The following is a 20,175-nucleotide window of genomic DNA, read 5'->3' on the forward strand; positions in this document are numbered from 1 at the left end:
GTGTCGGGGGTCCGTGGGGGGTCAACAGGTCACGGAAAGGCTGATGCCCCATGAGGCTTGTCGTGGACCTCAACCGGTGCCAGGGGTACGCGCAGTGCGCGTTCCTCGCACCGGACGTCTTCACCATGCACGGCGACGAGTCCCTGCTCTACGACCCGCAGCCCGACGAGGAGCACCGCGAGAACGTCGTCCGCGCCGTCCACGCCTGCCCCGTCCGGGCCATCCTGCTGGATGCCGTGAACGGGTCCCTTTCGACCGCGGAGGCGCGTGGTGAGCGGTGACGCAGCCCTGGACCGGCTCAAGCGCGAAGGCCGCATCGTCGTCGTGGGAGCCTCCCTGGCCGGCCTGCGGGCCGCCGAGACCCTGCGCGAGAAGGGGTTCACCGGATCCCTGACGATGATCGGCGACGAACCCCACGAACCGTACGACCGTCCCCCGCTGTCCAAGCAGGTCCTGCTCGGCAAGGCGACCGCGGACCGCACGGCCCTGCCCCGGCGCCGGGACATCGACGCCAAGTGGCGGCTCGGCGTACCGGCCGCCGGTCTGGACATGGCGGCCCGCCGGGTCCGGCTCGCCGACGGGGACGAGGTGGAGTACGACCGGCTGCTGATCGCCACCGGCGTCCGCGCCCGGCCGTGGCCGAAGCCCGACGAGGGCGCCCTCGACGGGGTCTTCGTCCTGCGCACCCGGGACGACGGCGCGGCCCTGGAACGCGCGCTCGCGTCCGGTCCCGGCAGGGTGCTCGTCATCGGTGCCGGGTTCACCGGCTCCGAGATCGCCTCCGCGTGCCGGGAACGCGGCCTGGCCGTCACCGTGGCGGAACGCGGTGACGCGCCCCTGGTCGGAGCGCTCGGCGGGGTGGTCGGCGCGGTCGCGGCCGAGATGCACCGCGAGAACGGGGTGGACCTGCGCACCGGGATCATGGTGACGGGCCTGGAGGGCGACTCCTCCGGCAGGGTCCGCACCGCGCACCTCTCCGACGGCACCACCCTGGAGGCGGAGGTGGTGGTCGTCTCGCTCGGCGCCCAGCGCAACACCGAGTGGCTGAACGGGTCCGGGCTCGGCGCGGGCCCGCGCGGCATCGCCTGCGACGCGGGCTGCCGGGCCTTCGACATCTGGGGCATCGTCACCGACGACATCTACGTGGCCGGCGACGTGGCCCGCTCCCCGCACGCCCTCTTCGGCTACCAGTTCCTGTCCCTGGAGCACTGGGGCAACGCCGTCGCCCAGGCCGAGACGGCCGCGCACAACATGCTCAGCGAGAGCGCGGAGCGCCGCCCGCACGTATGGGTCCCGGCCTTCTGGTCGTCCCAGTTCGGCGTGAACATCAAGTCGGTCGGGGTCCCCTCGATGGGGACCGAGATCGTCATCATCCAGGGCTCGCGCGCCGAGCGCCGCTTCGTCGGCGTCTACGGCTACCAGGGGCGCGTCATCGGTGCCGTCACCTTCGACCAGTGCCGCTGGCTGGACTTCTACGAGCAGCAGATCGAGCAGACCGCACCGTTCCCGCCGCCCTACTCGACGGTGGACCGCAGGCCCGAGGGGAACCGGCCGCTGGACGCCGACTTCCCCGACCCGTCGGTGCCCACGCACGGCCCGACGATCACCCTGAGCGGCTACTCGCCGGCCGACCGGCGGATGACGTTCACGCCGGCGCACAACTGAGCACGAGGACCTCTCATGACTGAAGGCATCCTGCGGCAGATCCTCGACTACTCCAGCCGGGCCGATCCGTATCCCCTGTACGAGGAGCTCCGCAAGACCCCGGTGTTCCACGACGGGGAGGGCCCGTACGTCCTCAGCACGTACCACGAGATCAAGGGCCTGCTGCACGATCCGCGGATCAGCTCCGACTCCCGGAACCTGACGGCGGCCCCCGGCGACCCGCTGAGCGAGGCGGGCGAGGACGAGGGGGAGGGCGTCCTGCCGCCCTCCTTCCTGAAACTGGACCCGCCCGACCACGACCGGCTGCGCCGGATGACGAACCGCCCCTTCGGGCCGCCGCACTCCCCGCGCCGCGTCGAGCAGATGCGCGGAGAGCTGGACGGCATCGTCACCGGGCTGATCGACGCGATCGCCAAGGAGGGCGACCCCGCGCGGATCGACCTGGTCGAGGAGTTCTCGTACCCGTTCCCCGTCACAGTGATCTGCCGGCTGCTGGGCGTGCCGAGCGAGGACGAGGCGCGCTTCCACGTCTGGGCCGACACCCTCGCCGCGAGTCTGGACCCCGATCCGGACGCCGATCCGGGCGAGCGCGCCAAGAAGACGAAGGACGCCCGGATGGAGCTCGGCATGTACCTGGCCGGGCTGATCGAGGAGCGCCGCAAGAACCCCACCGGGGACATGCTGTCGGAGCTGGCGACCGCGCAGGGGCCGGACGGCGCCATGACCACGATGGAGGTGCTCAGCACGGCGGCGCTGCTGCTGATCGCGGGGCACGAGACCACCGTCAACCTGATCACGAACGGCATGCTCACCCTGCTGCGGTATCCGGAACACCTGGCCCGGCTGCGTGCCGAGCCGAACCTGGGCGTGCCGATCGTGGAGGAACTGCTGCGCTACGAGCCGCCCGTGCAGCTGCTGCCGCAGCGCAGCACCCTCTCCGACATCGAGGTGGCGGGGGTGACCATCCCCAAGGGCTCCTCGCTGTGGCTGATCCTGGCCTCCGGGAACCGCGACCCGAAACGGTTCGAGAACCCGGACCGCTTCGACCCGGACCGCCCGGACGTGCAGCACCTGGGCCTGGGCAGCGGCATCCACAGCTGCTTCGGTGCTCCCCTGGCCCGGCTGGAGGGCGCGCTGGCGCTGAGCGAGCTGGCGCGCAGGCTGGAGAACCCCCGGCTGCTGGAGGACCCGCCACCCTACCGGCAGAACGCGGTCCTGCGCGGCCCCCGCCACCTCCCGATCGCCGTCGACGGCATCCGGGACTAGGCGGGACTAGGGGGTGTCCGGGAGGACGACGACCTCCGACGGGCTGAACGCCACCGCGACCCGGTCCCCCACGGCCGGCGCGGTGGCCAGCTCGCACTCGGCCTCCAGTACGGGCCCCGACGCGGGCTTCAGCCGCAGGGCCACGTGCGTGCCGCGGAAGGTCCGGGACTCCACCACGCAGCCCAGGCCGGCCTCGCACAGCACCACCCCGGCGGGGCGGACCAGCAGCCGCCGCTCCCCCTCGGGCGTGCCGGCCGGGACCGGCACCCGGCCCCACACGGTGGCGGCGGCGGTACCCGCCACCGTCCCCGGGACCACGTTCTCGAAGCCGAGGAAGCGGGCCACGAACTCCGACGCGGGCCGCTGCCACACCTCCAGCGGGGTCCCGGCCTGCGCGATCCGCCCGTCCCGCATCACCACCACCCGGTCGGCCAGCGCGAAGGCCTCGCCCTGGTCGTGGGTGACGGCCAGGACGGTGGTGCCCAGCCGGGCGAACAGCCCCTGGAGCTCGACCACCAGCCGCTCGCGCAGCCCCCGGTCCAGCTGTCCCAGCGGCTCGTCCAGCATCAGCAGCCGGGGCGAGGGGGCCAGTGCCCGGGCGAGGGCCACCCGCTGCTGCTCCCCGCCGGACAGCGAGGAGACGGCCCGGCCCTGGGCCCCCGGGAGCCCGACCAGCTCCAGCAGCTCCGTGACCCGGGCCCCGGACGAGCCCTTCGGGGTGCCCCGCACACGCAGGCCGAAGGAGACGTTCCCGCCGACGTCGCGGTGCGGGAACAGCTGGTGGTCCTGGAACATCAGGCCCACGCCCCGCCGGTGTACCGGCACGCCGGCCTGGTCGGCTCCGCCGAGCAGCACCCGCCCGGCGGACACCTGCTGGAGCCCGGCCACCACCCGCAGCAGGGTGGACTTGCCGCTGCCGCTGGGGCCGAGCACGCACACGGTCTCGTGCTCGGAGACCTCCAGGTCCACCGCGTCCACGACCGCCCGGTCGCCGAAGCGGACCGTCACCCCTTCGAGCCGGAGCAGGGTCATCAGAACTCTCCCGAGGTCTTGTCGGGTCGCAGTCGCTCCAGCACCAGCAGGGACACCGCGCACACCAGCATCAGAATCGTGCTCAGGGCCATCGCCTGCCCATAGTTCATCTCCCCGGCCCGGCCCAGCAGCCGCGCCACGGCCACCGGCAGCGTCGGGTGGTCCGGCCGGGCGATGAAGACGGTCGCGCCGAACTCGCCCAGCGAGACCGCGAAGGCGAAACCGGCGGCGATCAGCAGCGCCCGCCGCACGAGCGGCAGGTCCACCTCCCGCCAGGCCCGCAGCGGCGAGGCCCCGAGCACGGCCGCCGCCTCCCGCAGCCGGCCGTCGACGGCCCGCAGCACCGGCAGCATGGTCCGTACGACGAACGGCACCCCGACCAGCGCCTGCGCGAGCGGCACCAGGATCCACGAGGTCCGCAGGTCCAGCGGCGGCTCGTCCAGGGTGATCAGGAACCCGAAGCCCACCGTCACGGCGGACACCCCGAGCGGCAGCATCAACAGCGCGTCGAAGCCGCGTACGAAGCGGCCCCCGCGCCGGGTCAGGGCCGCGGCGGCCAGCCCCCCGACCAGCAGGGCGATCGCGGTGGCGGCGAGCGCGTACTGGAGGGAGTTCCAGATGGCCTCCAGCGGCGGCACCAGAAACGTTCCGCCGCCCGAGCGCGCGTCCTGCAGCGCCCGGTAGAAGCCGAAGCCGTACCCGCCCGGGGCGTCGAACGACCGCTCCACCAGCACCGCCAGCGGCGCCACGACCAGCAGCGCCACCGACACCAGCACCCCGCCCAGCAGGCCCCGCTGCGCCCAGCCGCGCGGCCGACGCGCGGTTCGCGAGGGGTCGACGAGCCGCAGCGCGGTCTCCCGCCGGCGCACGGTCCACGCGTGCACGGCGAGGACGGCGGCGATGGCCGCGAACTGCACCATCGTCAGCACGGCGGCGGTCGGCAGGTCCAGCAGCTGCGCCGTCTGCCGGTAGACCTCCACCTCCAGGGTGGCGTACGCGGGCCCGCCCAGGATCTGCACGACGCCGAAGGAGCTGAACGTGAACAGGAACACCATCAGCGAGGCCGCGGCCACCGCCGGCCCGAGCGCGGGCAGCGTCACCCGCCGCCACGCCGCGAACCGCCCGGCGCCCAGCACCCGCGCGGCCTCCTCCTGGCGCGGGTCGAGCTGCGCCCAGAGCCCGCCGACCGTCCGCACCACGACGGCGTAGTTGAAGAAGACGTGGGCGAGCAGGATCGCCCACACGGTGGTGTCCAGCCGGACGCCCCACAGCTCGTCGAGCAGCCCGCCCCGCCCGACCAGCGCCAGGAAGGCACTGCCGACGACCACGGTCGGCAGTACGAAGGGGACGGTGACCAGCGCGCGCAGCAGCTGCTTGCCGGGGAACTCCAGGCGCGCGAAGACGTAGGCGCCCGGCAGTGCCAGGAGCAGGGTGAGGGCGGTCGAGGCGAGCGCCTGCCAGGTGGTGAACCACAGCACGCCGGTGATGTCGGGCCGGGCGAGGACCTCGCCGATCCGGCCGGACTGCCAGCCCTCGTCCGTCTTGAGCCCGCGGCCGACGATCGCGGCGACGGGATAGGCGAAGAACAGTCCGAAGAAGGCGAGCGGCACGGCCATCAGAGCGAGTCTGACGGCCGTGGCGCGCCCGCCCCCCGCGGGAAGGCGCTCTACTTCACGACGAGCGAGGACCACGTCTTGACCCACTGCTCACGGTTCTTGGCGATGGTCTCCGGAGCGACGTTCTCCGGCTTCTCGACCACGACGCCGTGCTTCGTGAACAGCTCGGGCAGCTTCGCGTCCTTGACGACCGGGTTCACGAACATCTGGAGCGGCATGTCCTCCTGGAACTTCTTGGAGACCATGAAGTCGATGAGGGCCTTGCCGCCCTCCTCGTTCTTCGCGCCCTTGAGCAGGCCCGCGAACTCGACCTGGCGGAAGCAGGTGCCGGCGGCCACGCCCGTGGGCGCCTCGGCCGGCTGCGGCTCGCCGTAGAGGACCTCGACCGGCGGGCTGGAGGCGTAGGAGACGACCAGCGGGCGGTCGCCCTTGGCCTTCTTGCCGCCGGCGGAGCCGGAGAAGCGCTCGTTGTAGGCCTGCTCCCAGCCGTCGACGACCTCGACGCCGTTGGCCTTGAGCTTGCTCCAGTAGTCCTTCCAGCCCTCCTCGCCGTACTTGCCGACGGAGGCGAGGAGGAAGCCGAGGCCGGGCGAGGAGGTCGCGGCGTTCTCGGTGACCAGCAGGTTCTTGTACTCCGGCTTGACCAGGTCGTCCAGCGTCTGCGGCGGGGCGATCTTCTTGTCGGCGAAGTAGGCCTTGTCGTAGTTGACGCAGATGTCGCCGGAGTCGACCGGGGTGACGCGGTGCTGCTTGTCCAGGACGAACTCGGGCTTCACCGTGTCCAGGCCCTTGGCCTGGTACGGGGTGAAGACGCCGTTGTCGAGGGCCCGCGAGAGCAGGGTGTTGTCGACGCCGAAGAAGACGTCGCCGCGCGGGGAGCCCTTGGTGAGGATCTCCTGGTTGAGGGCGGCGCCGGCGTCGCCGGACTTCAGCACCTTGACGGTGTAGCCGCTCTGCTGCTCGAACTCCTTGAGGACCGTGTCGGTCACGTTGAAGGAGTCGTGGGAGACGAGCGTGACCGTCTTGGACTTCGGGGCGTCGGTCGCGCCCGCGGACTTGTCCTTGGCGTCGCCGCCACCGCAGGCGCTGAGCGTGGTGACGCCGAGCGCGGCCGCGAGTGCCGCGCCCGCGATCTTCTTGGTGGTGCTCACTGGTGATTCCTCCTGGGATGACCAGGAGAAGACGCGGCCCTGCCCGGCGCTCTGTGGGAGCGGACGCCGGGCAGGGCGCAACAGCTTGAGTGGTGACCGAACTTCCTACCCCGAATGACCGGGGCGAGGTTCAGAGGGTCTGCGGATGACGGATACCGCACTCTCAGCGCTGTGGCGCTCCCCTGTCGGAATATGCAATTGGTTCGGCCACAGGGTACCCCGCGGCCGATTTACGCGGACCCGTGACCGGAATCTAGCGTTCCGAGGCGGCGAGCTGGCCGCAGGCGCCGTCGATCTCCTGGCCGCGGGTGTCACGGACGGTCACCGGCACCCCGTGGCGGGCGATCGCCTCGACGAAGGCCTTCTCGTCCTCGGGGCGCGAGGCGGTCCACTTCGAGCCCGGCGTCGGGTTCAGCGGAATCAAGTTGACGTGCACGCGCTTGCCCTTGAGCAGGCGGCCGAGCAGGTCGCCGCGCCAGGCCTGGTCGTTGATGTCGCGGATCAGGGCGTACTCGATGGAGATCCGGCGGCCGGACTTCTCCGCGTACTCCCAGGCCGCGTCGAGGACCTCGCGGACCTTCCAGCGGGTGTTCACCGGGACGAGGGTGTCGCGCAGCTCGTCGTCCGGGGCGTGCAGGGAGACCGCGAGGCGGCACTTGAAGCCCTCGTCGGCGAACCGCAGCATCGCCGGGACCAGGCCGACGGTGGAGACGGTGATGCCGCGCTGCGACAGGCCCAGACCGTCGGGCTCCGGGTCCGTGAGGCGGCGGATGGCGCCGACGACGCGCTTGTAGTTCGCGAGCGGCTCGCCCATGCCCATGAAGACGATGTTGGAGAGCCGGGCCGGGCCGCCGGGGACCTCGCCGTCGCGCAGGGCGCGCATGCCGTCGACGATCTGGTGCACGATCTCGGCGGTGGAGAGGTTGCGGTCCAGGCCGGCCTGGCCGGTCGCGCAGAACGGGCAGTTCATACCGCAGCCGGCCTGCGAGGAGATGCACATCGTCACCCGGTCGGGATAGCGCATCAGCACGGACTCGACGAGCGTGCCGTCGTGCAGCTTCCACAGGGTCTTGCGCGTGGTGTCGTCGTCGCAGCTGATGTGCCGCACGACGTTCATGAGCTCCGGCAGCAGCTCCTGCTGGAGCTTCTCGCGCGAGGCGGCGGGGATGTCGGTCCACTCGGCCGGGTCGTGCGCGTAGCGGGCGAAGTAGTGCTGGGAGAGCTGCTTGGCCCGGAACGGCTTCTCGCCGATCGCGGCCACCGCCTCACGGCGCTCAGCCGGGGTGAGGTCGGCGAGGTGCCGCGGAGGCTTCTTGGCCCCGCGAGGGGCGACGAAGGTGAGCTCTCCCGGAACGGGGCGGGCCATGGCAGGTACTCCTTGTAAGACGAAAGGCGCGCCGCAGAAGCAGCGCGCCTTTCAAGAGTAACCGCCCGGTCCGCATCGAATCCGTCCGTCCGGTGTCGCCCCAGGTCAGCGGGGTCCGACCGGTCAGCCCGTACCGACGAACGCCGCCAGCAGCAGCCAGACCACCGGAGCGGTCGGGAGCAGCGAGTCCAAGCGGTCCATGATGCCGCCGTGGCCCGGGAGCAGCGTGCCCATGTCCTTGATGCCCAGGTCACGCTTGATCATCGACTCGCCGAGGTCGCCCAGGGTGGCGGAGACCGCCACCGCGAGACCCAGCAGCAGGCCCTGCCACCAGGCACCGCCGTCGATCAGGAACTCCATGCAGAGGGCACCGGCCGCCATCGCGAAGGCGACCGCTCCGAAGAGCCCCTCGCGGGTCTTGCCGGGGCTGATGCGCGGGGCGAGCTTGGTCTTGCCGAAGCGCCAGCCCACGGCGTACGCCCCGGTGTCGCTGACCACGGTCAGCACCAGGAAGGTCACCACCCGCTGCGGACCGTCGTCGGGGGTCAGCAGCATCGCGACGAAGGTGGCCAGGAAGGGCACGTAGAACGCCGCGAAGACGCCGGCCGTGACGTCCTTGAGGTAGTCCTCGGGAGGCTCGGTCATCCGCCACACGAGAACGGCCAGCGCGGTGAGCGCCATCGCCACCCAGGCGCCCTCGGCCCCGCGGACGTACCCGGCGATGATCATCGCCGCGCCGCCGACCGCGAGCGGGACCAGCGGGGCCTTGATGCCCTTCTTCTCCTGGAGCCGGGAGGTGAGCTCCCACAGGCCGACCACGACCGCGACGACGATGACTCCGACGAAGACGGCCTTGACGATGAAGAGCGAAGCGAAGATCACCGCTCCGAGGCCGACACCGACCCCTATGGCGGCACGCAGATCCCGCCCCGCGCGCTTCTTCTGCGGCGGGGGCGAGGCGTCCTGCGGGGCCTGCGGAGGCGGAGGCGGGGGGCTGGGCATGGGCTCCTGCAACGGCGTCTCGGCGCGGAACGGGGGGCCGCCGACGAAGGCGGCCCCCCGATCGCGTGCTTCCCGGTCGTCGAAGGCACGGCCGGCGGCATCGGGCACGATGGGCATGGGCGCAGTCTGCGGGCCCACCAGCGCATCGTATGCGGGACCCGCCGGAACCGGCTCAGCGGCCCAGGGAGAGTCGTTCATCAGACCTCGAGGAGCTCGGCTTCCTTGTGCTTGAGCAGCTCGTCCACCTGCGCGACGTACTTCGCGGTGGTGTCGTCGAGCTCCTTCTCGGCGCGGCGCACCTCGTCCTCGCCGGCCTCCTTGTCCTTGACCAGCTTGTCGAGGGCGTCCTTGGCCTTGCGGCGCACGGAACGGATGGAGACCTTGGAGTCCTCGGCCTTGGTCTTGGCGACCTTGATGAACTCCTTGCGGCGGTCCTGCGTCAGCTCCGGGAAGGTCACCCGGATGATGCGGCCGTCGTTGCTCGGGTTGACACCGAGGTCGGAGTCCCGGATCGCCTGCTCGATGTTGCGCAGCGCGGAGGCGTCGAACGGCGTCACGATCGCCATGCGCGGCTCGGGCACGGCGAAGGAGGCGAGCTGGTTGATGGGCGTGATGGCACCGTAGTAGTCCGCCACGATCTTGTTGAACATCGCCGGGTGCGCACGGCCCGTGCGGATCGCGGCGAAGTCTTCCTTGGCTACGACGACGGCCTTCTCCATCTTCTCCTCGGCCTCGAGGAGGATTTCTTCGATCACCACGTGCTCCTGCATGTCAGATTTGGATGGTTCAGGCGGGCGCGGGCGGTCCGGGCCGCCCGGACCGGGCCCCTGCGGGCCCGGCTCGGTGGGCTCAGGCCCGGGTGCCCTGGTCGCTCACGAGCGTGCCGATCTTCTCACCCTTGACGGCGCGGGCGATATTGCCCTCGGCGAGCAGCTCGAAGACCAGGATCGGCAGCTGGTTGTCGCGGCACAGCGTGATGGCCGTGGCGTCGGCGACCTTGAGGTCCCGGGACAGCACCTCGCTGTACTCCAGCGCGTCGAACTTCACCGCGTCCGGGTTGGTCTTCGGGTCGGAGTCGTAGACCCCGTCGACACCGTTCTTGCCCATGAGGAGGGCTTCGGCGTCGATCTCCAGGGCGCGCTGGGCGGCCGTGGTGTCGGTGGAGAAGTACGGCATGCCCATGCCCGCGCCGAAGATGACGACGCGGCCCTTCTCCAGGTGGCGCACGGCGCGCAGCGGGATGTACGGCTCCGCGACCTGCCCCATGGTGATGGCGGTCTGGACTCGGCTGTCGATGCCCTCCTTCTCCAGGAAGTCCTGGAGGGCGAGGCAGTTCATGACGGTGCCGAGCATGCCCATGTAGTCGGACCGTGCCCGGTCCATGCCGCGCTGCTGAAGCTCCGCGCCGCGGAAGAAGTTGCCGCCGCCGATGACGATCGCGATCTCGGCGCCGTCGCGGACCACGGCCGCGATCTCGCGGGCGATGGCGTGCACGACGTCGGGGTCGACACCCAGTCCGCCGCCGCCGGAGAAGGCTTCGCCGGACAGCTTCAGCATGAAGCGACGACCCTTCTTCTCGTGGTCGCTCTTGTCGTCGGATGCGGTGTGGGTGTCCACGCCCTGATTCATGGAGATCTCCTCGTGCACATACGAAGAAGGCCATTGCCGGTGGGTCCTCGCGGTTCCCTCTACGGCAATGGCCTCCTCGTCAGATCTGCGGTCGTCCTGCGCGAGCGCGGACGACTGCTTCAGACCCTATAGGGGTCCGGTGTCCGTCGCGTACGGACGGACTCAGATGCCGACCTTGATGCGGGTGAAGCGCTTCAGGGTGACACCGGCCTCGTCCAGAACCTTCTGGACGGACTTCTTGTTGTCCAGCGCGTACGGCTGGCCGAGCAGCGTGGCGTCCTTGAAGAAGCCGTTGACGCGACCCTCGACGATCTTGGCGATCGCGGCCTCGGGCTTGCCCTCGGCGCGGGTGGTCTCCTCGGCGACGCGGCGCTCGGACTCGACGACCTCGGCCGGGACTTCCTCGGCGGTCAGGTACTTCGGCGAGAACGCGGCGATGTGCTGGGCGATGCCCTTGGCCAGGTCGGCGTCGGCCTTGTCCAGCTCGACCAGGACACCGATCTGCGGGGGCAGGTCGGGCATGGTGCGGTGCATGTAGGAGGCCACGAAGGCACCCTCGTACGCCGCGAAGCGGTCCAGGACGATCTTCTCGCCGAGGTTGGCGTTGGCCTCGTCCACGAACGCCTGGACGGTCTTGCCGGCCTCGATCTCGGACGCCAGCAGCGCCTCGAGGTCCGCCGGCTTGGTGGCGGCCACGTGGGCGGCGAGCTGGTCGGCGACGGCCAGGAACTTCGGGCTCTTGGCGACGAAGTCCGTCTCGCACTTGAGCTCGACGAGAACGCCGGAGGTGGCGTCCTCGGAGATCAGGGAGGTGACGGCACCGTTCTCGGCGGAACGGCCCTCGCGCTTGGCGACACCCTTCAGGCCCTTGATACGCAGGGCCTCGACAGCCTTGTCGACGTCGCCGTCGGACTCGACGAGGGCCTTCTTGCAGTCCATCATGCCGGCGCCGGTGAGCTCGCGGAGCTTCTTGACGTCAGCGGCGGTGTAGTTCGCCATGAGTCTGTGATTCTCTCTCGAAGTCGTAGATCTACGGGTGAACGGCGGAGGAGCGCGCTCGTGGCGCGGCTCCCCCGCCGTCATCGTCCGTGCTGTGAGTGCCCGGCGAGTGAACGCCGGGCGCTCTCAGTGGGTCAGGCCTGCTCGGCGTCCGCGGCCGGAGCCTCGGCAGCCGGGGCCTCCTCGGCGACCGGAGCCTCGGCGGCGGGGGCCTCGGCGGCGGCCTCGGCGGCCGGAGCCTCGGCGTCAGCCTTCTTCTCACCCTCGAGCAGGTCGCGCTCCCACTCGGCGAGCGGCTCGGCGGCGGCCTTCTCGCCCGGCTTCGAGTCGCCGGTCGCGGCACCGGAGCGGGCGATGAGGCCCTCGGCGACGGCGTCGGCGATCACGCGGGTGAGCAGGGTGACGGAGCGGATCGCGTCGTCGTTGCCCGGGATCTTGTAGTCGACCTCGTCGGGGTCGCAGTTGGTGTCGAGGATCGCGACGACCGGGATGTGCAGCTTGCGCGCCTCACCGACGGCGATGTGCTCCTTCTTGGTGTCGACGATCCAGACGGCGCTGGGAACCTTCGACATCTCGCGGATACCACCGAGGGTCTTCTCCAGCTTGGCCTTCTCGCGGGAGAGGACCAGGAGCTCCTTCTTGGTGAGACCCGAGGCGGCGACGTCCTCGAAGTCGATCGCCTCAAGCTCCTTCAGACGCTGGAGGCGCTTGTAGACGGTGGAGAAGTTGGTGAGCATGCCACCCAGCCAGCGCTGGTTGACGTACGGCATGCCGACGCGGGTCGCCTGCTCGGCGATGGCCTCCTGCGCCTGCTTCTTCGTACCGACGAACATGATGGAGCCACCGTGCGCGACGGTCTCCTTCACGAACTCGTAGGCGCGGTCGATGTACGACAGCGACTGGAGCAGGTCGATGATGTAGATGCCGTTGCGCTCGGTGAAGATGAAGCGCTTCATCTTCGGGTTCCAGCGACGGGTCTGGTGACCGAAGTGGACGCCGCTCTCCAGCAGCTCCCGCATCGTTACGACGGCCATGGCCATCTCCTTGGTTTCTCGGTTTTGGTTCCTGACGCCCCACCGCGCCCTGCCCCTTGAGGGACCGAGAGACGCTTTCACCTGACCGGAAGCCGGTCGGCGCTGGGGCGTGCGAAGTCGACCCGGTGACCCGGATCGCCACAAGAAGTGTACGGGACCCGGCGGTATGCCGGGTGACGCCGTTGTCCACACCCTTCCGGCCGTCCACAGGCCGGGGCCGGGCGGGCCGCCCGCGCGGGATCCTGCCGGGCATGACGAAACTGCTGCTCATCCTGCTCCTGGCACTGCCCCGGCCACTGCCCGGTCCACTGCCCGCACCCGGGCCGACGGCCCCGGATCCCGCCCCGTCCTCGCCCGTCGCACCGGCGCGCGGCGGGGGCGCGGCGGGCGGGGTGCGGGGCGCACGCCCCCTGCCCGCGCCGCTGTCCGTGGCGCGCTGGTGGGACCCGCCGCCGACCCCGTACGCGGCCGGCCACCGCGGTGTGGACCTGTCGGCGCCGGCCGGGGCGGAGGTACGGGCCGTGGGACCCGGGCGGGTGCACTACGCGGGGCGGGTGGCGGGACGCGGGGTGCTCTCGCTCACCCTCCCGGGCGGCCTGCGCACGACGTACGAGCCGGTGCGGCCGCTGGTGGCGCAGGGGGAGGCGGTCGCGGCGGGGCAGGTGGTGGCGGTGCTCACGGAGGGCTCCCACTGCCCGGGCCCCTGCCTGCACTGGGGCCTGCTGGCGGGCGAGGACGCCTACCTGAACCCGCTGGCCCTGCTCCCCGCGCCCACGCCCCGGCTACTGCCGGGGGTGGCGCCTTCCGGGTCCTAGGCGGTGACGCCCCGCAGGGCCATGGAGACGGCGGTCTCGGTGATCACGGCCGGGTCCTCGGCGGCGCCGAGCTCGATCCGGCGGACCGCGGCGTCCACGACGCCCTGGAGCAGCATCGCGGACAGCCGGGGCTCCGGCAGCCCGAGGGCGCCCAGGGCCTCGACGATCATCGCCACCAGGCCGCCGTGCGCGGCGCGGATCTTCTCCCGCGCGCCGGCGTCCAGCTCGCCGGCGGAGATCGCCACCACCGCGCGGTGGCGCTGGTCCCCGACCAGTCCCAGCTGGGTGCGCACGTACGCCTCGATCTTCGTCTCCGGCGTGGGCGCCTGCTCCATCGCCGCCTCGATCTCGGCGGCCCAGACGGGGAAGTCCACCGCGCACAGCTCTTCGACGACGGCCGCGCGGGACCGGAAGTACTCGTACACGGACGACCGGGCGAGCCCGGTCCGCTCCGCGAGGGCGGGGAAGGTCAGGGCTTCCGTCCCGCCTTCGGACAACAGGGAACGTGCGGCGTCCAACAGGGCGCCGCGCTGCATCGACCGGTGCTCGGCCACGGAGGCCGCTCGAATCCTGGGCACGTCACCACTCTACGGAGGTCCCGCAAGGGGGGCGGGCCCCACCGGGACCGCCGCCGGCTCAGCGGCCGACGTCGGCCAGCTTGGCCCGCAGCTGGAGCACGGACTTGGTGTGGATCTGGCTGACCCGGCTCTCGGTGACGCCCAGCACGTGGCCGATCTCGGCGAGGGTCAGGCCCTCGTAGTAGTAGAGGGTCACCACGGTCTTCTCCCGCTCGGGGAGGGTGTTGATGGCCCGCGCGAGCAGCCGGCGCAGCTCCCGGTCCTCGGCCACCTCGACCGGGTTGTCGGCGGCGGTGTCCTCCAGGGTGTCCATCAGGGAGAGGCGGTCCCCGCCCTCCCCGCCCACGTGCAGCAGCTCTTCCAGGGCGACCACGTTGGCCAGGGACAACTGGCTGAAGACCGTGTGGAGTTCCTCAACCGCGATGCCCATCTCCCCGGCGACCTCACACTCCGTCGGGGTGCGCCGCAGCTGGGCCTCCAGCGTCGCGTAGGCGCGCTCGACGGCCCGCGCCTTCTGCCGCACGGAGCGCGGGATCCAGTCCAGCGCGCGCAGTTCGTCGATCATCGCGCCGCGGATCCGGGTGATGGCGTACGTCTCGAACTTGATGGAGCGTTCGATGTCGAACTTCTCGATCGCGTCGATCAGGCCGAAGACGCCGGAGGAGACGAAGTCGGCCTGCTCCACGTTGGGCGGCAGGCCCACGCTGACCCGGCCGGCCACGTATTTCACCAGGGGCGAGTAGTGCAGGATCAGCTGCTCCCGCAGCCGCTCGTCGCCCGAGTCCTTGTATGAGCGCCAGAGCACCTCCAGGGACGAGGGCGCGGTGGACCGCACGCTGCCACGGGCAGCGGGGGGCACCGCAGCGCGGTCGGACCCTGAGGTGTGCTGGGGCATGCTTCGCCTTTGCCGGAGCGGGATTCCTTGGGAGCGTAGCGTGACGGAAGTGTCGCGGTGCGCGAAGAGTACGGGATGGCGCAGGGGCCCAGGGGCGTCCGCCCTCGCGCGGGCGGCCCGGGACCGGCGCCTCGCGCACGGTCCCGGCGACTGCCACCGGGAGGACCGCGTCTGTCATCGCCGTCACTCTTTCACCGGAACGCCCCAGGTCAACGACCGCCTCGCCGGTCGGCTCCGGATTGCACCCCCTCTCGCGACGTCCGCGGGGTCAACCGCCAGCCGTCGCCCTGCCGTTCGACGAACCCCAGAGAGTGAAGTTCGTACAGTCTGCCGATGACTTCATCGGTGCCGGCGGCCGCGGCGAGGGCGATCTCGTCGAGGCCCGCCGCCCGCCCCGCCGGGAGGGCTTCCAGTACCCGCGCGGCGCCGGGGTCCAGCAGGTCCCGGGCGTGGACCGGGCCGCGCCGGGCGGGGGCCAGTTCGCCCATGTCGCCGACGAGTTCGACGATCTCGTCGGCGTCGGTGACGAGCACCGCCTCGCCGCGCAGCAGCTCGTGCACCCCGGCCGAGAGGCCGCTGGTGGCGGGGCCGGGCACGCCCATGGTGAGGCGGCCCAGCTCCTGGGCGCGGCGGGCGGTGACCAGGGATCCGCTGCGGTGGGCGGCCTCCACGACCACCGTCCCGCGGGTGAGGGCGGCGATGACCCGGTTGCGCAGCACGAACCGGCTCGGGGTGGGGTGGGTGCCGGGCGGCAGTTCGCCCAGGACCAGACCCTGACGGGTGATCCGGCCCAGGAGTCCGGCGTGGCCGCGCGGGTAGGCCGTGTCCACCCCGCAGGCCAGTACCGCCGCCGTGGCTCCGCCCGGGGCGAGGGCCCCGCGGTGGGCGGCGCCGTCGATCCCGTACGCCGCCCCGGAGACGACCACCCAGCCGCGCTCGGCGAGTCCGGCGGCCAGGGTCTGCGCCATGTGGGCCCCGTACGGGGTACACGCCCGGGCCCCGACCACGGCGACCGAGCGCAGGGCCCAGGTCCGCAGATGGGGCCGGCCCCGCAGCCAGAGCCCGACAGGCCGGGCGTCGCCGAGGTCGTCCAGCTGGGTCGGCCACTCCGCCGAGCCGGGGCACACGAAGCGGATGCCCGAGCCGGCGGCGCCCTCCAGGTCCCGCAGGGGTTCCGCGGCGGCGGCCCGTCGGCGGTACCCGGCGAGCCGGTCGGGCCCCACCCCGGTCAGCGGCCCGGGCTCCGGGTCGGGGCCGGTCAGGAGCCGTATCACCGCGGTGGCCCCGAGCTCCCGGATCCAGCGTCCGCCGTGCTCGTCGCCCGGCTCCAGCACCCTGGTCAGCGCGGCCCGGGCCAGGAGTTCGGGATCGGGCCGCCCCTCCGCGCTCACGACCCGGCCCCCAGTGCCTGGGCGGCGCCCCGGGCGATCCCGGTACGCAGTTCCAGCGCCACGGCCGCGTCCAGCGCCTCGGGGCGGTCGCGGCCCCGCAGGTCGGCGACGGTCCAGGCGACCCGCAGCACCCGGTCCAGCCCCCGCGCGGTGAGCAGTCCGCGCTCCATGTCCCGCTCGGCCAGGGCCAGGGCGCCGGGGCCGGCGGGCCAGCGGGTGCGCAGCTCGTGCCCGGGCACCTCGGAGTTGAGCCGCCACGGGGTGCCGGCGAGCCGGGCGGCGGCCCGGTCGCGGGCCTCGCGGACCCGGTCGGCGACGGCGGCGGTGGCCTCGCCGCGGCCGCCCCGGCCGAGCAGGTCGGAGCGGGTGACCGGCTCCACCTCGACCCGCAGGTCGACCCGGTCGAGCAGCGGCCCGGACAGCCGGGCCTGGTAGCGCCGGATCACCGAGACGGGGCATTCGCAGCCGGACCCGGTCAGGGTGTGGCGGCCGCAGGGGCAGGGGTTCGCCGCGAGGACCATCAGGAAGCGGGCGGGCAGCCGTACCACCCCGGCGGCCCTGGCGATGACCACGTGCCCGGCTTCGAGGGGCTGGCGCAGTGCGTCCAGCACCTTGCCGCTGAACTCGGCGGCCTCGTCCAGGAAGAGCACCCCCCTGTGGGCCAGGGAGACCGCTCCGGGCCTGGGGATCCCGGCCCCGCCGCCGACCAGCGACTGCATGGTCGCGGAGTGGTGCGGGGCGCAGTACGGGGGCCTGCCGACCAGGGGTTCGCCGGGCGGCAGGATTCCCGCGACCGAGTGGACGGCCGTCACCTCCAGGGAGTCCTGTCGGGTGAGCGGCGGCAGCAGCCAGGGCAGCCGCTCGGCGAGCATGGTCTTGCCCGCCCCCGGGGGCCCGCTGAGGAAGAGGTGGTGGCCCCCCGAGGCCGCCACCTCCAGGGCCCGGCGGGCGCCCTGTTGCCCGGCGACGTCGGCGAGGTCGGGGAAGTCCGCGGCGTCGCCCCGGCCCGAGAGGCCCGTCCCGAGCCCGGCGCCGGGTACGACCAGCCCGGCGAGCATCGGATCGGGGCGCCCGGTCTCCGGCGGGGGGTCGTCCTCCGGCACCTCCCCGTCGGTCAGCACCGCGATCAGCTGCCGCAGGCTGCGCACGCCCAGCACCGAGACGTCCGGGACCAGGGTGGCCTCCGCGACGCACTGCTGCGGCACCACCACCTGCCGGTACCCCGCCTCGGCGGCGGCGAGCACGGCCGGCAGGATCCCCCGCACCGGGCGTACCCGGCCGTCGAGGCCCAGCTCCCCGATGAGCACGAGGTCGGCGATCCTCGCGGGGTCGACGACCTCGGCGGCCCCCAGCACCGCGGCGGCGACGGCGAGGTCGAAATGGGCGCCGGCCTTCGGCACGGACGCCGGGCTGAGTCCGACCGTGAGCTTCTTCTGCGGCCAGGGGGCGCCCGAGTTCGCCACCGCCGCCCGTACCCGGTCGCGGCTCTCGACCAGGGTCTTGTCCGGCAGCCCCACCAGGGTGAAGGCCGCCACCCCCGGCTCCAGGTCGGCCTGCACCTCCACCAGTACGCCCTCGACGCCCACCAGGGCCACCGAGCAGGCCCGCGCGAACCCCATCAGGCCACCCCCCTGACGTGCTCCACCACGGGCGCCCCGCGCCGGGGCAGCAGGACTCCGACGAGGTCGATCCGCACCCCGCCCGGCGGCGGGCCCCCGTGGTCGGCGAGCCACCGTCCGGCGAGCCGGCGCAGCCGCTCGGCCTTGCCTGCCCGGACGGCGGCCATCGGATGTTCGAAGTCGCCCGCGCGGCGCGTCTTGACCTCGCACACGACGAGGGCGTCCCCGTCGCGTGCGACGATGTCGATCTCCCCGGCGCGGCACCGCCAGTTCCTGGCGATCACCGTCATCCCGGACTCGGTCAGCCTCCGCGCGGCGAGCTCCTCGCCGTACCGCCCCAATGCCTGCTGTGCCACGCCCTTCGCGTTCATCCGGCACCACCTCCGCCGCCGACGGTCCCGCGTTCCGGCGCAGCAAGTGGATCTTGGTGGACAAGCGTGGCGTTGTGGACAACCGGCTCACCCTTCAAGGTGAACCGGTCCGCGGATCAGCCCGGCAGGTCGGCGCCCGGCAGTTCGAGGTCGCTCTTGTTGAGCTCCTCGATGTTCACGTCCTTGAAGGTCAGCACACGGACCTGCTTGACGAAGCGGGCCGGCCGGTACATGTCCCAGACCCACGCGTCGGCCATGGAGACCTCGAAGAAGACCTCGCCCTGGACCGAGTGCACCTGCATCTCGTAGTCGTTGGTGAGGTAGAAACGTCGTTCGGTCTCGATCACGTACTTGAACAGCCCGACGACGTCGCGGTACTCCCGATAGAGCTTCAGCTCCATCTCGGTCTCGTACTTCTCGAGGTCCTCGGCGCTCATGGCATGTTCCCCTTCAGCCGTGCGTCCCCCTATTGTGCGCCAGCGCCGTACGCCCCTAAACGATTTCCGGGGCGAGGACCACCGGAGCGCCCGGAGGACCGTCGTCGAGCAGCGTCCGGAGCAGCTCGGCCAGTCTGGTCGGGTACACCGTCTCACGGGCCGCGAGAAGTTCCTCGGAGGTCCACCACCTGGCCCCCGTGACGCTGCGCCGCTCCAGCTCGGTGAGGCCGCCCATCTCGGTGTCGGTCTGGGCGGTACGGGCCAGGAAGTACCACTCGTCCTGCTCCCAGCGCCTGCCGTCGAAGGGGAAGGAGCAGTACCGGCGCCACAGCACCGGCCCCAGTTCCACCTCTGTGATCCCGGTCTCCTCGGCGAGTTCCCGCAGCGCGGCCTGCTCCCGGCTCTCGGCGCCCTCCAGGCCGCCGCCGGGGGTGAACCACCAGTCGTCGGCGGGATCGTCCGGTTCGAAGCCGTGCAGCAGCAGGATCCGGTCCTGGGGGTCGAGCAGGACCACCCGCGAGACCTTCCGCGGCGTCCCGGACGGCTCAGCGGCCATCGGAGCCCGCCCTCCCCCGCCCCCGTCCCAGGAGCCGCGCGAGCGGCCCGTAGGCGCCGCCCAGCACCACCAGGGCCGCGCCGGCCAGCACCGCCGTCACCTGGAGCCGCAGCGGCCCGGGAGCGGAGATCCCGCCGGGCAGGGCGGCGAAGACCTGCGGCCGCTCCAGCATCTTCACGGACGGCCACGCGAGGGCGTCGACCCGGGCCGAGACCGCCGACCTGGGCACCGTCCCCTGGCCCGCGTCCTCGAGGTGCGACCGGGAGTCCAGCGAGCCGCCGCGCCGGTCGCCCATCAGGAAGAGGTTGCCCTCGGGCACCTTCACCTCGAAGGGCTTCGTGCCCGCGGCCGCCCCGCCGGCGCCCTCCTGATCCAGGTACGGCTCGTCCAGCGGCTCGCCGTTCACGGTCACCCGGCCGCCCTGGCCGCAGCAGGAGACGGTGTCGCCGCCGACGGCCACGACCCGCTTGACCATGGGCGAGTTGCTCCACACGGTGTCGGTGAAGACGACCACGTCACCGCGCCGCACCTCGCCGCCGTCGATCCGCTGCGCCAACACCCGGTCACCCGGCCGCACCGTCGGCATCATCGAGTCCGTCGGCACCGTGTACGGCTGGTACACCACGGCACCCCAGACGAAGCCGCCGAGGAAGAGCACGAAGCCGATGGCCACGGCGATCCCCGACAACGTGTTGCCGAGGCCGCCGCGGCCATCCTTGCGCGTGCGCATTGCCTGTCTTCCGCCCATTGCAG

21 protein-coding genes are annotated in these 20,175 nt (G+C 72.2%); 4 read left to right on the forward strand and 17 right to left on the reverse strand.

All coding sequences use genetic code 11. The annotated features are described in order from the left end of the window. The first annotated feature begins 50 nt into the window (after window positions 1–50). From ACZ518_RS00580 to ACZ518_RS00590, 3 genes are read left to right on the forward strand one after another with little or no spacing between them, the layout of a single operon-like run. Window positions 51–281 carry a ferredoxin gene (locus tag ACZ518_RS00580; protein WP_469110872.1) on the forward strand — a complete coding sequence of 77 codons (231 nt, stop codon included), beginning with the start codon at window positions 51–53 and terminating at the stop codon, window positions 279–281. Continuing rightward, window positions 271–1,665, forward strand: a complete 1,395-nt coding sequence (locus ACZ518_RS00585) for an NAD(P)/FAD-dependent oxidoreductase (protein WP_469110873.1) — start codon at window positions 271–273, stop codon at window positions 1,663–1,665. The genes ACZ518_RS00580 and ACZ518_RS00585 overlap by 11 nt, the downstream gene beginning before the upstream one ends. A gap of 15 nt (window positions 1,666–1,680) precedes the next feature. Beyond that, window positions 1,681–2,931, forward strand: coding sequence for a cytochrome P450 (locus ACZ518_RS00590; RefSeq protein ID WP_469110874.1), 1,251 nt, complete (start codon window positions 1,681–1,683; stop codon window positions 2,929–2,931). 6 nt (window positions 2,932–2,937) lie between these two features. Here the strand turns inward: ACZ518_RS00590 and ACZ518_RS00595 are convergent, their stop codons facing one another. The 9 genes from ACZ518_RS00595 to rpsB form a co-directional block, all read right to left on the reverse strand. Next, window positions 2,938–3,963 (reverse strand): ABC transporter ATP-binding protein, encoded by a 1,026-nt coding sequence (locus tag ACZ518_RS00595; protein ID WP_469110875.1) that lies wholly within the window; start codon window positions 3,961–3,963, stop codon window positions 2,938–2,940. Continuing rightward, window positions 3,963–5,579, reverse strand: coding sequence for an ABC transporter permease (locus tag ACZ518_RS00600; RefSeq protein WP_469110876.1), 1,617 nt, complete (start codon window positions 5,577–5,579; stop codon window positions 3,963–3,965). The genes ACZ518_RS00595 and ACZ518_RS00600 overlap by 1 nt, the downstream gene beginning before the upstream one ends. Before the next feature lie 50 nt (window positions 5,580–5,629). Continuing rightward, window positions 5,630–6,730: a thiamine ABC transporter substrate-binding protein gene (locus ACZ518_RS00605; protein WP_469110877.1), complete on the reverse strand. Its 1,101-nt coding sequence runs from the start codon at window positions 6,728–6,730 to the stop codon at window positions 5,630–5,632. Between the two features lie 253 nt (window positions 6,731–6,983). Continuing rightward, a complete protein-coding gene (rlmN, locus tag ACZ518_RS00610) occupies window positions 6,984–8,096 on the reverse strand; it encodes a dual-specificity RNA methyltransferase RlmN (RefSeq protein WP_266842615.1) in 1,113 nt (370 codons plus the stop codon). 123 nt (window positions 8,097–8,219) lie between these two features. Beyond that, on the reverse strand, window positions 8,220–9,296 hold the full coding sequence (locus ACZ518_RS00615) for a phosphatidate cytidylyltransferase (protein ID WP_469110878.1): 1,077 nt from the start codon (window positions 9,294–9,296) through the stop codon (window positions 8,220–8,222). Continuing rightward, a complete protein-coding gene (gene frr, locus ACZ518_RS00620) occupies window positions 9,296–9,853 on the reverse strand; it encodes a ribosome recycling factor (RefSeq protein WP_365156621.1) in 558 nt (185 codons plus the stop codon). Before frr ends, ACZ518_RS00615 begins: the two co-directional genes overlap by 1 nt. A gap of 94 nt (window positions 9,854–9,947) precedes the next feature. After that, a complete protein-coding gene (gene pyrH / locus ACZ518_RS00625) occupies window positions 9,948–10,727 on the reverse strand; it encodes a UMP kinase (protein ID WP_469110879.1) in 780 nt (259 codons plus the stop codon). Window positions 10,728–10,889: 162 nt separating this feature from the next. Next, window positions 10,890–11,726 carry a translation elongation factor Ts gene (gene tsf / locus ACZ518_RS00630; RefSeq protein ID WP_469110880.1) on the reverse strand — a complete coding sequence of 279 codons (837 nt, stop codon included), beginning with the start codon at window positions 11,724–11,726 and terminating at the stop codon, window positions 10,890–10,892. A gap of 134 nt (window positions 11,727–11,860) precedes the next feature. Further along, window positions 11,861–12,760, reverse strand: a complete 900-nt coding sequence (gene rpsB, locus ACZ518_RS00635; protein WP_469110881.1) for a 30S ribosomal protein S2 — start codon at window positions 12,758–12,760, stop codon at window positions 11,861–11,863. Window positions 12,761–13,011: 251 nt separating this feature from the next. On the opposite strand from rpsB, the gene ACZ518_RS00640 reads away from it, so the two are divergent. After that, window positions 13,012–13,575 carry a M23 family metallopeptidase gene (locus ACZ518_RS00640; protein ID WP_469110882.1) on the forward strand — a complete coding sequence of 188 codons (564 nt, stop codon included), beginning with the start codon at window positions 13,012–13,014 and terminating at the stop codon, window positions 13,573–13,575. Here the strand turns inward: ACZ518_RS00640 and ACZ518_RS00645 are convergent. From ACZ518_RS00645 to lepB, 8 genes are all read right to left on the reverse strand, one after another. After that, the gene (locus ACZ518_RS00645; protein ID WP_469111648.1) at window positions 13,572–14,129 is read right to left on the reverse strand and encodes a TetR/AcrR family transcriptional regulator; all 558 of its coding nucleotides are present in this window, start codon (window positions 14,127–14,129) and stop codon (window positions 13,572–13,574) included. The genes ACZ518_RS00640 and ACZ518_RS00645 overlap by 4 nt on opposite strands. Window positions 14,130–14,211: 82 nt before the next feature. Continuing rightward, window positions 14,212–15,048, reverse strand: coding sequence for an RNA polymerase sigma factor WhiG (gene whiG / locus ACZ518_RS00650; protein WP_469110883.1), 837 nt, complete (start codon window positions 15,046–15,048; stop codon window positions 14,212–14,214). Window positions 15,049–15,257: 209 nt separating this feature from the next. Next, window positions 15,258–16,439, reverse strand: coding sequence for a DNA-processing protein DprA (dprA, locus tag ACZ518_RS00655; RefSeq protein ID WP_469110884.1), 1,182 nt, complete (start codon window positions 16,437–16,439; stop codon window positions 15,258–15,260). After that, window positions 16,436–18,058: a YifB family Mg chelatase-like AAA ATPase gene (locus ACZ518_RS00660; RefSeq protein WP_469110885.1), complete on the reverse strand. Its 1,623-nt coding sequence runs from the start codon at window positions 18,056–18,058 to the stop codon at window positions 16,436–16,438. Before ACZ518_RS00660 ends, dprA begins: the two co-directional genes overlap by 4 nt. Next, entirely contained in the window at window positions 18,058–18,429 is a 372-nt protein-coding gene (locus tag ACZ518_RS00665) for a YraN family protein (protein ID WP_469110886.1), read from the reverse strand. The genes ACZ518_RS00660 and ACZ518_RS00665 overlap by 1 nt, the downstream gene beginning before the upstream one ends. Before the next feature lie 116 nt (window positions 18,430–18,545). Continuing rightward, a complete protein-coding gene (locus ACZ518_RS00670) occupies window positions 18,546–18,866 on the reverse strand; it encodes a DUF2469 domain-containing protein (protein ID WP_007266836.1) in 321 nt (106 codons plus the stop codon). 55 nt (window positions 18,867–18,921) lie between these two features. Beyond that, entirely contained in the window at window positions 18,922–19,422 is a 501-nt protein-coding gene (locus tag ACZ518_RS00675) for an NUDIX hydrolase (RefSeq protein WP_469110887.1), read from the reverse strand. Next, a complete protein-coding gene (gene lepB, locus ACZ518_RS00680; protein WP_469110888.1) occupies window positions 19,412–20,152 on the reverse strand; it encodes a signal peptidase I in 741 nt (246 codons plus the stop codon). The genes ACZ518_RS00675 and lepB overlap by 11 nt, the downstream gene beginning before the upstream one ends. Window positions 20,153–20,175: the final 23 nt, after the last annotated feature.

It is taken from the genome of Streptomyces sp. NPDC033966 (assembly GCF_055575955.1).